Here is a 12,580-nt window from a genome sequence, read left to right as displayed (position 1 = left end):
TATTTGGCGGGCGGTATCTTATTTTCAGAAAAACGTAATTCATAAAACTCAGTGAAATGAGCCACCAGACTGCATCTCATAGTCGTATGTGTAATAATCGTTTACAATGGCGTTTTATAGAACGGAAACTATATGAATGTTGTAGTCCTTTATTTAAGTTGAAAACAAACTCTCCATCATCACCTCTGATTGTATACGTCCTGTGTAGTAATCGTTTTTTCTTGTGCCGTAGGTGGTGATGAGCGTGGGAAATATTGTTTTACGGGTTCTGGTCTGTTCCTTAAATATTCTCACTTTATGATCCAGTTCAGAAGCATATTTTTTATCGATCACAAATTCGCCATTCACGAATTTGATCTCGCAAAGATTAATGCAATTGTCCTTCCTGTCAATCAACAGGTCAATCTGTGCTCCCTGGCGGTCATCTGTGCCGGCAGACCGCCAGAGCGACACTTCAGTATATACTCCCTCAATACCTAATGCGCGTTTAAGCGCCCTGATATGCTTCATGCAGATACTTTCGAAAGCGTAACCGCTCCAGGTCCTCCAGGTTGAGCCCTCACTGATCCTTTGCCAGGTATGCGCATCAAATTCTTTTGACGGCTCAATGAACTTCACAAAGAAGAGGGAATATTCATCTGTGAGCTTATAGACACTATCCTTTGCTTTTCTGTCGAAAGGCAAATACGGACTGATGAATCCGGACTCGGAGAGCTCTTCCAGTACCTGTGTAATCCCCCCGCCGGAAGAGAAGCCGGCTGCATCGATGATTTCATTCCGGGTAAGTCCCTTTGCCTTCCTCGCCAGCGCGCGGATCACTACCGTGTGATGCTGTGCATGATCAAACAATGACCTGAACAGGTTGGGGAATTCACCCCGAAGAAAACCATCCTTGGAAAAACAGATCCGGTTGATTGCCTGCGCGGAACTCTCCCCGTTTTTTACTTCTCTTAAATATTGCGGAACCCCGCCCATGGCCATATAGATTTCTATAACCTGGTAATGATCGAGGCGTACACTCCTATGCTGGAGAAACTCCGCTGTTTCCGCCACGGTAAAAGGCAGCAGCCGCATCCTTTTGGTCACCCGGTTGTGCAGTCCGCCGCGATCATGGAGCACATGCTGAATCATCCAGGACGCGGATGATCCGCATATTACAACCACAAGATTAGCTTGCCCTGATGCCCAGGTATTCCAGAAATAGCCGAATGCCTGCAGAAAGCCGGATCGTGGCGTCTGGATCCATGGAAACTCGTCAAGGAAGATGACCTGCTTTTTTTTCTTTAGCAAAGGTTCAAGAACATCCTGTAGTAAATTGAACGCTTCTGACCAGGTGGTAATCTTTCCAACACCTATACCAGTCAACGCCTGGATCGCCCGCCCAAAATTCGCCAGCTGAGCCGCCAGTTTTGCATGGTGTATGCCGGTAAATTCAAAAGCCAGGTGTTCAGCATAAGCGTTTCGGATCAGAAAGGTTTTGCCGACTCGCCTCCTGCCATATACAGCCAGCAATTCAGCTTCTGCAGAGGTCAGCAACTCAGCGAGCAGCTGCTTTTCAGGTTGTCGTCCAATGATGGTATCCATCGCTATATTTCGCCAAATGTACCCTCAAAGGTACAGTTTTGGCGGGATATAAAATCTATAAGCTGCCAAAACTATGTCCGAAGGTGTGGTTTTGGCGGGATATAATAACTATTTCTGCGTTTGACGTAGTTTTCCGATTTACAGAAGTGATGATCAAAGCTGCCTACAGAAGCGCGGTTTGCGCTTATTTTTTGATGTTCCTGTTGCCAGTAGTCATATCAATGGCGGCCTGCAAGGAGGAGAAAAAGGAAAAGCGGGCGCCGCGAAAGCAGGTCGATTATATCAAAAAGATTGAAGGACCGAGTGACAGTATTCCCGCATCCATTGCCCAGCGGGGTGAGGTATTGGTTGCTTATGCAGACTGCTATGAGTGTCATAAGAAAACTGCCCGGTTTATCGGACCGGCTTTTGAAGATATTGCGAAGCGGTACCCGGTGAATGATGGTTATATCAAACTGCTTGGACTTAGAATCATCAATGGCGGAAGTGGCGCCTGGGGTAATGTTGTGATGCGGCCGCATCCTAATCTGACACAGGAGGATGCTGAGACCATGGCAAAGTTTATTTTATCGCTTAAGAAGGAGTGAGCTAACGCCAGTCACAGGTTTGTTAATTCAACAGTGATTCAGCTAAATTTCCTGTACTTTGAAACATGTCTTCCGGCAAGATTATTTCTGTCCTTCTCCTATTGTTTTTCTCCCTGCAAAGCAGGTCCCAGTATCGCCTGCATGGCAGGATCATGGATTCAAAAACGGATGTACCGCTGCAGGGTGCCAGTGTCATCAATCTCTCTAAAAACAGCATCAACCGCGCCAACGCCAACGGCGAATACAGTATCCCGGCTGATCCCGGCGACTATGTCCTATTCTCTTTTGCGAATTATCAGAATGATACGATCCGGGTCGCCGATCATTTTTTTGACACGGATCTCGATATCGGGTTGAAAATTTTATACCGCAGCCTCGATTCCGTTGTCGTTAAAGCCCGGACCTATGCACAGGATTCACTGGAGCGGCGCGAAGCCAATGCACAGTTTTACAATTCCTATCGTCCGGGCATCACGGGTGGCAATCGACCAACCGACGGCTTTGGCATAAGTTTCAGTCCCGTCAGTTATTTTTCTTCTTCCGCAAAGGAAAAACGGAACCATAAAAAGCAATTACAAAGGGAAGAGGAGAATGCTTATATCGACTCCCGGTATACCAAAGCGTTGATCCATCAGCTGACGGGGCTGAAAGATCCCGCCTTGTGGGAGTTCTGGTTTCAGTTCAGGCCAAATTATGAGTGGTTGAGAAAAACCAGTAAGGAAGCGCTGGAAGAATATATCCGCAGTTCATTCTCGAAATTCAAATACACGCCGGATTCGACGCGCCGGAAAAAATAAGGCTGGAAATAAAAAAGCAGCTACAACTTTTCGTTATAACTGCTTCTTTTCTGTGGTGTGGGCCGGAATCGAACCGGCGACACAAGGATTTTCAGTCCTTTGCTCTACCAACTGAGCTACCGCACCATTTCCCTAAGCGGGACGCAAAAATAGGGGATTTGCGTAAATAGTTCAAAACTTTTTACATCCCGTACTGCGCGAGGAACTTAATCCGCATGATCTTCAGCTGCTCCCAGGTGAAATTGCTATCGGCCAATTCTTCCTGTGCCACCTGCAGGCTGCTGGTCTCGCAGCCTTTAAAGTAGTCAAGAATTTCTTCCTGCTCGTATTCGTCCAGCATTTCATCGATGGCATAATCGAGGTTCAGCTTCGTGCCGGAAGCGGCGATGGTTTCCATTTCTTCCAGCAGCGAATCGAGGCGCAATTCCTTGTTGCGGGCAATGGTTTCGAGGGCGATACGCTTATCGGTTTGTTGAATGATGTACACTTTCAGGCCGCTCTTGTTCACCACGCTCTTCATCACGAACTCATCCGGCTTCTGGATATCATTCTCTTCCACATACTTCGCAATCATTTCCACGAAGGGCTTCCCATACCGGATCGCCTTGCCCTTGCTCACGCCCTGGCATTTGTCCAGCTCCGCCACCGTGGTAGGGTAGAGGGTCGCCATATCCTGCAGGGAGGTTTCCAGGAAGATCACGAAAGGCGGCAATGACTTCCGCTTCGCTTCCTTCTGACGCAACTCCTTCAGCATTTCAAAGAGTTTTTCGTCAACGGCGGTAACTGCACCACCTTCGCCGTCTCCGCCATCCTCATCGTCTTCATTCGCGTCTTCAAACAGGTTGTTGAGTACGATCTTGAAGCTTTTCGGTTTTTTGAGGAATGATTCGCCGGCCTTCGTCATTTTCAACAGGCCATATTCTTCGATGTCCTTGCTCAGCAACCCGGCCAGCAATAACTGGCGGGTAAGCGATTGCCAGTAATGGGCGGGTTCTTCCTTGCCTGCGCCAAACAGCTCAATGGCGTTATGGCGGTACATCTGGTTCTGTGGCGTCAGGTGGCCGGTGATCACATTCACCACGTAATCCGTAGCAAAACGCTCATCCAGCACTTTCACCAGCTTGAGCAGCTTCACGGCATTTTCTTTTGCTTCCACCTGCTCTTTCGGATGACGGCAGTTGTCGCAATGCCCGCAATTGTCCTGCTTCCATTCTTCACCAAAATAACTCAGCAGGATCTTTCTCCGGCATACGCCGCTCTCCGCATACGCCACGGTCTCATTGATCAACTGTGCACCCACTTCACGTTCGCTAAGCGGCTTGTCCCGCATCAGGTGTTCGAGTTTGGCTACGTCTTTATGCGAATAGTACAGGATACAGGTGCCTTCGAGGCCATCGCGGCCGGCACGGCCTGTTTCCTGGTAATAATTCTCGATGCTCTTGGGAATATTGTAATGGATCACGAACCGTACATCGGGCTTGTCGATGCCCATACCGAATGCGATGGTGGCGACGATCACCTGCGTGTCTTCATGTAAAAATTTATCCTGCCGCTCGGCCCGCAGCTTGCTGTCGAGCCCCGCGTGATACGCCACGGCCTTGATGCCATTGGCCACCAGCAGCTGCGCCAGTTCTTCGGTGGTTTTGCGGTTGAGGGTATAGATGATGCCGCTCTTGCCCTTGTTCTGCACGATGAACTTCACCATGTTGCGGATGGTTTGTTCCTTGTTGATCTTGGGCTGGATCTCGTAATAAAGATTATCGCGGTTGAAAGACGAAATGAAGATTTCCGGGTCGCGGAGGGAGAGGTTCTTTACAATATCGCTCTGCACTTTTGGTGTTGCGGTGGCGGTGAGGGCGATCACGGGGATCTTGTCGTTGATCTGCTCCATCATCTCGCGAAGGCGGCGGTACTCGGGACGAAAATCATGGCCCCATTCCGAGATACAGTGCGCTTCATCCACGGCAAAGAAAGAGATGTTGAGGTCGCTGAAAAAAGCGAGGTTCTCCTGCTTGGTGAGTGTTTCCGGGGCGACATACAACATTTTCGTGCGGCCTGCCAACAGGTCGTCGTGCACTTCGCGGATCTCTTTTTTGTTCAGGGTGCTATTGAGAAAATGCGCTACATCATCCTTGCTGCTGTAGCCGCGCACCAGGTCCACCTGGTTTTTCATCAGCGCGATCAGCGGCGATACGATGATGGCGACGCCGGGCAGCATCAGTGCCGGTAACTGGTAACACAAACTCTTGCCACCGCCGGTCGGCATGATCACAAAGGTGTCCTTGCCCGACATCAAGGTTTTGATAATATCTTCCTGCTGCCCCTTGAATTGGGAGAATCCAAAGTTTTCCAACAGGGCTTCCTGTAGGTTGCTGGTGGGAACTGAAGTTTTTTTGGCAGACGTCTTGGCTGCGCTGGTTTTCCGGGATTTTGTAGATGTTGCCATGCTCAATAGTTTTCAAACGCACATAGAAGCACTCGCTCATAAGTTACCGAAAAAGCCTCAAATCCGCGTGAACACAACTGACCATTCCGGCTTTTCCGGAGGACCGCGAAATTACTTAAAAACAGAGGCTTATCCCACCCAAAAATGTTAATATGGCTTTTCGCGTTTACTTTTGCACCGATTAATGATGACCAGTGAACAAATATTGGCGGTTGCCCGGCGCTCGATTGAGCTGGAAGCCGCTTCCGTGAGCGGGCTGCTCAGCTACCTGGATGAGTCCTTTGCCCTGGCGGTCAACGCGGTATCTCAAAGCAAGGGTCGCCTGGTGGTGAGCGGAATCGGCAAAAGCGCTATCGTGGCGCAGAAGATCGTCGCCACCCTGAATTCTACGGGTACGCCTTCCCTTTATATGCACGCGGCAGATGCCATCCATGGCGACCTGGGCATGATCCAGGAGGCCGATGTGGTGCTGGTGATCAGCAAAAGCGGGGAGAGTCCAGAGATCAAGGTGCTCGTTCCCCTGATTAAAAGATTCGGCAATACGATCATCGGGATGGTGGGCAATGATCAGTCCTTTCTCGCGAAACAAGCTGATTTCGTGATGAACACCACGGTCGAAAAAGAGGCTTGTCCCAATAACCTGGCGCCCACCAGCAGCACTACGGCCCAGATGGTGATGGGTGACGCATTGGCGATTGCCTTAATGGAACTGAGCGGTTTCGACGGGCGGGATTTCGCAAAATTTCATCCCGGCGGCAACCTGGGCAAGCGCCTGTACATGCGGGTGAGGGACCTCTACGTGAACAATGAGAAGCCGGCCATTCTGCCGGGGGCAACATTAAAAGAAGTAATCATTTCCATCAGCGGCAGCCGGCTGGGTATTACCGCCGTGGTGGATGAACATAACGGACTGCAGGGCGTTATCACTGACGGCGATCTGCGCCGGATGCTGGAGAAAGACCTGCCTATAACGGGGATCCAGGCCAGCGAGATCATGACGCCGCAGCCCAAATGCATCGGTCCGGAGGAACTGGCTGTTGATGCGCTCGAAACATTAAAAAGACATGATATCACCCAGCTCGTGGTAACGGATGCGGAAAACCATTACCTCGGTGTGCTACATTTGCATGATTTAATTAAAGAAGGTCTTATCTGATGAACCAACACCATTATGTGGCCATTATGGCTGGCGGAATAGGAAGCCGCTTCTGGCCCATGAGCCGTACCCGATATCCGAAACAGTTCCTGGACATTCTTCATACCGGGAAAACTTTGATCCAGTGGACCTATGACCGGTATGCTGATTTTATTCCGAAGGAGAACATTTTTGTGATCACCTCTGATGAATATGCCGGGATCGTACAGGAGCAGCTGCCCGACCTTCCCGTGGAGAACATTCTCGGCGAGCCTTCCCGGAAAAATACAGCTCCCTGTATCGCTTATATTTCATTCAAATTAATGCAGAAGGATCCGAAGGCCAGCCTGATCGTGGCACCGTCGGACCACCTGATCCTCGACAATATTGCTTTCAAGAAAGTGTGTCTCGAAGCACTCAGCTTCGTGAACAAGCACAATGCCTTTATTACCCTCGGCATCAAGCCGACGCATCCCAATACGGGTTACGGGTACATCCAGTTCGAGCAGCATGCTGTTACGGACAATGTGTACAAGGTGAAGACCTTTACCGAAAAGCCCAACCTGGAACTCGCGCAGACCTTTGTGAACAGCGGTGATTTCCTTTGGAATGCCGGTATTTTCGTGTGGCAGGTCAAGAATATCCTGACTGCTTTTGAACAGTACCTGCCGGAAATGTTCGAGGTGTTCTCTGCGGAAACCGACAAGTTCAACGGACCGGAGGAAAAGGCGGCGCTCGAAGCCATTTACCCGCAGTGCGTAAATATTTCGATCGATTTCGGCATCATGGAAAAGGCACATAATGTATATGTGATCCCTTCTTCCTTTGGCTGGAGTGACCTTGGTACCTGGAACAGCGCATTTGAGAATTTTAAGAAAGATTCACTCAGCAACGCTATCGCCGGCAACAATGTCATGCTGGTAGAAGCCAATCGCTGTATGGTGCATGTGCCGGATGAAAAGCTGGTGCTGGTCCAGGGATTAACTGATTACATCGTTGTGGATACGGATGATGTGTTGCTGATCTGCCATAAGGACAAGGAGCAGAATATTAAGGAATACGTGGCGGAGGTGAAGCGAAAGAAAGGGGATCGGTATCTGTAACAGTTACCGTTCATCATTTTTTTTAGCCTGCCTTCACGGTTTTTAATGAGGGGCATTTCATTTTTACCAGTAACATTGTAATAAGGCCTCACAGGGGCCTGCCACACTAACTGTTTACGGAGATTGCTGCTGCTGCTTTTGGTACCTTAAACACCAACAACAACACCATGACCCGTTACAACTATGCTTCCGGAGCACCCTGGGAAAACATCGTCGGTTACAGCCGTGCCGTGAAGGTGGGCAATACCATCGAAGTAACCGGGACCGTCGCCCTCAACGAAAAGAACGAGATCGTTGGCAAGGGTGATGCCTACGAACAAACCAGGTTCATCATTGAAAAAATCGGAAAAGTATTGGAAACGGCAGGAGCCGGACTGAAAGATGTTGTCCGCACCCGGCTGTTTGTAACGGATATCAGCCGCTGGGAAGAATATGGAAAAGCCCACGGGGAATTCTTTAAGGATATCAGGCCCTGCACTACCATGGTGGAGGTCAGCAAACTGATCTCTCCTGAATACCTTATTGAAATTGAAGCCACTGCTATTCTCATCATGTAATCATATCAACCCCAATGCAAAAGCAGGTAACGTATTTTGAGAACCTTGTAGATTCGTTTAAGAACACATCTGACCTTGAGCCGCAGTCTCCCCACTTTGATCTGCTGAAATTCGAGGACATCCCCAACCGGTTGCAGGAAGCCTCGGGCAGTCCCTTCCGGCTGAATGCGTTTGTAGTCGGACTGGTCACCGGTGGTGACTTTGATCTCACCATTTCCAATGTGGCCTACCCCATGCAGGAGAATTGCCTGTATTTTACTTCGCCCTGGCATATCCGCCAGTACGCGCATGTGCACAACTGGCAAGGGTATTTGCTTTTCTTTACACCGGATTTCATTTTCCAGTACCCACAGGGGGAATATATTTTCCGGGAATTCCGCTTCTTCCATACGGAGAACGGCATCATGTTCCGCACCAATGGAGATCAACGGGCACAGCTTCACACATCCCTCGACAACATGTACCGCCTGTTGCGCAGCGATCATCCCGAAAAGATGAAGATGCTGTTCCACTACCTGAACATCTTCCTGTATGAATGCAAGACCATGTTCGCGTCTGAAGTTGTTCCCGCTGCAACCACAAAAGACACCACGCTGAACAATTTCCTGCATTCGCTCAACAACTACTTTATCGAGCTGAACAAGGGAAATATGGACAAGGCCCTCACCTTAAAATATGTGGCCAACGAGATGCACCTGCACCCCACCTACCTCAGCAACCTGCTGAAACAACAGACAGGTAAAACTGCTGCGCAGCTGGTTCGGGAAAGGTTGATCCTCGAGGCACAATCCCTGCTGAAGAATACCGATATGACGGTTGCTGAAGTCGCCTATTACCTTCATTTCAAGGACAATTCCAATTTCGCGAAATTCTTCCGGCACCAGGTTGGGCAAAGTCCCTCAGATTACCGGGAGCAGGCCAAAAGGCCCCAGGGCTCGTAATTGCCGGGGCTGATAATATTATTACCTGATGTTGAGCATCCCCTCCAAATTACCGCAGGTGGGCACCACGGTATTCACCACCATGAGTGCCCTTGCTTCGCAATACCATGCCATTAACCTGGGTCAGGGTTTTCCCGACTTCCCGATGAATGGAAAACTGGTTGAACTGGTAACCGATGCGATGCGGCATAACTATAACCAGTATGCGCCGATGCCGGGATGGATGCCGCTGCGGGAAGTATTGTGTGAAAAATTTGAGTCGCTGTACGGGGCAACGATCCATCCTGACAGTGAGATCACGATCACGCCGGGCGGCACCTATGCCCTCTATACAGCACTGACCACCATCCTGGAACCCGGCGATGAAGTGATCGTGCTGGAACCTGCTTACGACAGTTATGTACCGAATATCATCGTGAATGGTGGCGTGCCGGTACTGGTGTCGCTCAACGATGACTTCTCCATTCCCTGGGATCGTGTGGGCGCCGCCGTTAGTGACCGTACGAAGGCGATTATGATCAACTCGCCCAACAACCCCACAGGATCCATTCTTTCCGCTGATGATATTGAAGCGTTGCGGCAACTGATCCGCAGGCAGCCAATGTTCATCGTGAGTGATGAAGTGTACGAGCACCTGGTTTTTGACGGCAAAGCACATCACTCCCTCCTGCGTTATCCGGACCTGATGGAAAATGCTTTCGTCTGTTTTTCATTTGGCAAGGTCTATCATTGCACCGGCTGGAAACTGGGTTACTGTGTGGCGCCCAAAGCCCTGACCGCAGCCTTCCGGAAAATCCACCAGTACAATTGCTTCAGTTGCCATACCCCCAGCCAGGTGGCGCTGGCGGGATTTCTGAAGGATAAGGACCAGTACCTATCGCTCGGCGCCTTTTTCCAGGAGAAGCGGGATTTCTTTTTCAAAGGCATGGAAGCAACCCGTTTTGTCCTGAAGCCATCTTTCGGCAGCTATTTTGCCTGCGCTACCTATAACCGTATCACCGACCTGCCCGATGCCCAATTTGCAGGCGTGTTGGTGAAGGATCATGGTGTGGCGACAATTCCCGTTTCTGCGTTTTACCAGGACCCGTCAGGGCACCACCTGCTGCGGTTCTGCTTCGGAAAAAAGCAGGAAACCCTCGAAAAAGCGATAGAAAAGCTGACCCGGCTCTGAATCTGGCCGAATCTGGCATAAATACTGCAAATGTTTATTTTAATCCCTTTATAATAGCCGGGCAACCACCGGCTTGGAGGGATGGCTTATTTTTACCGGTGAACAATTTTTGAGTATGTCAGAGATCAGCATTTTACTGGTTGAGGATGAAAAAAAGATTGCTGAAACGCTGAAAAAAGGCCTTGAAGAACAGCAATACAAAGTGACCCTGGCGCTGGACGGCGACCAGGGCAGGAAGCTGTTTGACCATGAGGATTTCGACCTCGTTATTGCTGACATTAATCTTCCCGGCATCAATGGTTACGAGTTGCTGCGGCATATCCGTACTGTTAATCAGCAGGTTCCCGTGCTGATGGCTACGGCCATGGGTACCACGGAGGATAAAATTGAAGGATTCAATTCCGGCGCCGATGATTATATTGTAAAGCCATTTGACTTTGCCGAACTGGTGGTCAGGATCAAGGCCCTGCTCAAGCGGTCCCTCAATCAACCCGTTGTCGGAAAGAACATCCGGGTGAGCGACCTGATCATGAACCTCGACAGCAAGGAAGTTTCCCGGGCCGGTAACCCCATCCAGCTTACAGCCAAGGAATTCCAGTTGCTCGAATACATGGTCAAAAACAAGAACCGGGTTGTGTCACGCGCGGATATCGCCCTGAATGTATGGGATATCGATTTTGACACAGGCACCAATGTGATCGATGTTTATGTGAATTTTCTGAGAAAGAAAATTGATCGTAACCACGAACATAAACTGATCCACACACAGGTGGGCATGGGCTATGTGCTGAAAGAAATAAGCTGACGTGACCATCCGCGTAAAAATAACCCTGCTGTTCACCCTGCTGGTGACAGTACTCCTTGTACTGATCTCTTTTTCTGTTTACTATTTCTCCGCCAGGCATCGCGCTAATAATTTCCGGCAAAGGTTGTATGGCCGCAGCCATAATGTGGCGCAGTTGTACCAGTTGCTGGGTGATTCCAGCGTTTCCCTGCTCACCAAGATCGACCGGAGCAATGCGCAGTTCTATGCTTCCAAATCTGTTCACATTTACTCCACGACAGGGAAGCCCTTTTATATTTTCAATACCCTACCGTCGGATGATTTTCACATCACTGCGGAAGAACTGGAAAGTATCCGGCAGCATAAGGAATGGCTTTTCCAGATCGGCGACCGCGATGCGTTTGGCCAGTTCGTGGAAGATGATAATCCGCCGTTCATCGTGGTGGTTGCTGCCAATGATGTGGATGGCAAGATCTGGTTGTCTGATTTGCGCAAGATACTTTCCGTCGCCTGCCTCGCCGGCTGCGGGTTGAGCATGCTTGCCGGTATTATTTTCAGCAGGCAACTGATCAAACCGATTTCGGCCATCATCGAGGAGGTGAACAATATCAGTACCCACAACCTTTCTCAACGGATCAAGGCCGGCTCCGGCCAGGACGAGCTTTCCCGGTTGTCAGAAACTTTTAATGACCTCCTCAACCGGATGCAGGAGTCCTTTGCTACCCAGCGGCGGTTTATTTCCAATGCTTCGCATGAACTGTCCACCCCGCTTACGTCTATCTCTTCACAACTGGAGGTGACGCTCCAGAAGCAACGGACGGATGAAGAATACCGGGACGTACTGCTGTCTGTACAGGAAGATGTTCAGCAGATGCGGCAGCTGACCAAGAGCCTGCTGGATATTGCCAAGACCGGGCACAAGGGCAGTATTGCGCTGGATGAGCTCCGCCTGGATGAGCTCCTGTTGAAGATCACGGCAGCCGTGACCAAGCTTTCGCCGGAATACCAGGTGCAGTTGCATGTGGATGAACTACCGGATGATGAAAAAGCCAGTCTTGTTTTTGGCAATGCCGACCTGTTGTACAGTGCCCTGAAGAATGTGATCGAGAATGGCTGCAAATATTCCCCCGATCATACCAGCCGTGTTTTTTTGCGGTTCTCTGCGGCACAGCTGATTGTGGATGTGAAAAACAACGGCAACCCGATCGACCGGAAAGATGTGGAACATATTTTCCAGCCCTTTTACCGTTCGGCTAAAACGCTGGACAAGAAAGGATTTGGCCTGGGTCTTGCCCTCGCGAGCAGGATCATTTCCATTCATAAGGGGACCATTAATCACGATAGTGGAAACCGGGAAACCGTGTTTCGCATCACCCTTCCTTCCGTCGGCAAGTTCTCCAGTTAGGCTTCTTTCCGGATTTTAATAGGGTTTTAATTTCATTTTCATCCCACCTTAATTGCAGGGGGTCATATTT

At 49.8% G+C, this 12,580-nt stretch carries 11 protein-coding genes and 1 tRNA gene; 9 read left to right on the top strand and 3 right to left on the bottom strand.

The features are described from left to right. Window positions 1-153: 153 nt before the first annotated feature. Complete coding sequence (locus FPE01S_RS06670; RefSeq protein ID WP_046368004.1) at window positions 154-1,584, bottom strand: AAA family ATPase; 1,431 nt, start codon at window positions 1,582-1,584, stop codon at window positions 154-156. A 149-nt stretch (window positions 1,585-1,733) separates the two neighbouring features. Between FPE01S_RS06670 and FPE01S_RS06665 the strand changes: the two genes are divergently transcribed. Together FPE01S_RS06665 and FPE01S_RS06660 are read left to right on the top strand one after the other, a co-directional pair. Next, complete coding sequence (locus FPE01S_RS06665; protein ID WP_052955556.1) at window positions 1,734-2,171, top strand: c-type cytochrome; 438 nt, start codon at window positions 1,734-1,736, stop codon at window positions 2,169-2,171. A 65-nt stretch (window positions 2,172-2,236) separates the two neighbouring features. After that, a complete protein-coding gene (locus FPE01S_RS06660) occupies window positions 2,237-2,968 on the top strand; it encodes a peptidase associated/transthyretin-like domain-containing protein (RefSeq protein WP_052955555.1) in 732 nt (243 codons plus the stop codon). 53 nt (window positions 2,969-3,021) lie between these two features. Here FPE01S_RS06660 and FPE01S_RS06655 read toward each other — a convergent pair. Next, window positions 3,022-3,094: transfer RNA gene (locus tag FPE01S_RS06655), tRNA-Phe, on the bottom strand. Between the two features lie 55 nt (window positions 3,095-3,149). Continuing rightward, a complete protein-coding gene (recQ, locus tag FPE01S_RS06650) occupies window positions 3,150-5,414 on the bottom strand; it encodes a DNA helicase RecQ (RefSeq protein ID WP_083990218.1) in 2,265 nt (754 codons plus the stop codon). A 184-nt stretch (window positions 5,415-5,598) separates the two neighbouring features. On the opposite strand from recQ, the gene FPE01S_RS06645 reads away from it, so the two are divergent. The 7 genes from FPE01S_RS06645 (at window position 5,599) to FPE01S_RS06615 (ending at window position 12,510) form a co-directional block, all read left to right on the top strand. Further along, complete coding sequence (locus FPE01S_RS06645; RefSeq protein WP_046368003.1) at window positions 5,599-6,570, top strand: KpsF/GutQ family sugar-phosphate isomerase; 972 nt, start codon at window positions 5,599-5,601, stop codon at window positions 6,568-6,570. Beyond that, window positions 6,570-7,652, top strand: a complete 1,083-nt coding sequence (locus FPE01S_RS06640) for a mannose-1-phosphate guanylyltransferase (protein WP_046368002.1) — start codon at window positions 6,570-6,572, stop codon at window positions 7,650-7,652. The genes FPE01S_RS06645 and FPE01S_RS06640 overlap by 1 nt, the downstream gene beginning before the upstream one ends. A 167-nt stretch (window positions 7,653-7,819) precedes the next feature. Further along, a complete protein-coding gene (locus FPE01S_RS06635; protein WP_046368001.1) occupies window positions 7,820-8,209 on the top strand; it encodes a RidA family protein in 390 nt (129 codons plus the stop codon). Window positions 8,210-8,223: 14 nt separating this feature from the next. Continuing rightward, window positions 8,224-9,150 (top strand): helix-turn-helix domain-containing protein, encoded by a 927-nt coding sequence (locus tag FPE01S_RS06630; protein ID WP_046368000.1) that lies wholly within the window; start codon window positions 8,224-8,226, stop codon window positions 9,148-9,150. A 28-nt stretch (window positions 9,151-9,178) separates the two neighbouring features. Beyond that, window positions 9,179-10,321, top strand: coding sequence for a methionine aminotransferase (locus tag FPE01S_RS06625; protein ID WP_046367999.1), 1,143 nt, complete (start codon window positions 9,179-9,181; stop codon window positions 10,319-10,321). Between the two features lie 115 nt (window positions 10,322-10,436). After that, window positions 10,437-11,126, top strand: coding sequence for a response regulator transcription factor (locus FPE01S_RS06620; protein ID WP_083990151.1), 690 nt, complete (start codon window positions 10,437-10,439; stop codon window positions 11,124-11,126). 1 nt (window position 11,127) lies between these two features. Beyond that, on the top strand, window positions 11,128-12,510 hold the full coding sequence (locus FPE01S_RS06615) for a HAMP domain-containing sensor histidine kinase (RefSeq protein WP_046367998.1): 1,383 nt from the start codon (window positions 11,128-11,130) through the stop codon (window positions 12,508-12,510). The last annotated feature ends 70 nt before the right edge of the window (window positions 12,511-12,580 follow it).

It is taken from the genome of Flavihumibacter petaseus NBRC 106054 (genome assembly GCF_000974785.1).
In the GTDB taxonomy this organism is placed as follows: Bacteria; Bacteroidota; Bacteroidia; order Chitinophagales; family Chitinophagaceae; genus Flavihumibacter; species Flavihumibacter petaseus.
Note: the sequence above shows the minus strand (reverse complement) of the source record. Positions and strands in the feature narration are given on the sequence as shown.

Bases quoted from the DNA above. Each gene is read 5' to 3' on its own strand.
- FPE01S_RS06645 (WP_046368003.1), top strand. From the start codon at position 5,599: ATGATGACCAGTGAACAAATATTGGCGGTTGCCCGGCGCTCGATTGAG.
- FPE01S_RS06630 (WP_046368000.1), top strand. From the start codon at position 8,224: ATGCAAAAGCAGGTAACGTATTTTGAGAACCTTGTAGATTCGTTTAAG.
- FPE01S_RS06635 (WP_046368001.1), top strand. From the start codon at position 7,820: ATGACCCGTTACAACTATGCTTCCGGAGCACCCTGGGAAAACATCGTC.
- FPE01S_RS06625 (WP_046367999.1), top strand. From the start codon at position 9,179: ATGTTGAGCATCCCCTCCAAATTACCGCAGGTGGGCACCACGGTATTC.
- recQ (WP_083990218.1), bottom strand. From the start codon at position 5,414: ATGGCAACATCTACAAAATCCCGGAAAACCAGCGCAGCCAAGACGTCT.
- FPE01S_RS06620 (WP_083990151.1), top strand. From the start codon at position 10,437: ATGTCAGAGATCAGCATTTTACTGGTTGAGGATGAAAAAAAGATTGCT.
- FPE01S_RS06660 (WP_052955555.1), top strand. From the start codon at position 2,237: ATGTCTTCCGGCAAGATTATTTCTGTCCTTCTCCTATTGTTTTTCTCC.
- FPE01S_RS06640 (WP_046368002.1), top strand. From the start codon at position 6,570: ATGAACCAACACCATTATGTGGCCATTATGGCTGGCGGAATAGGAAGC.
- FPE01S_RS06670 (WP_046368004.1), bottom strand. From the start codon at position 1,584: ATGGATACCATCATTGGACGACAACCTGAAAAGCAGCTGCTCGCTGAG.
- FPE01S_RS06665 (WP_052955556.1), top strand. From the start codon at position 1,734: ATGATCAAAGCTGCCTACAGAAGCGCGGTTTGCGCTTATTTTTTGATG.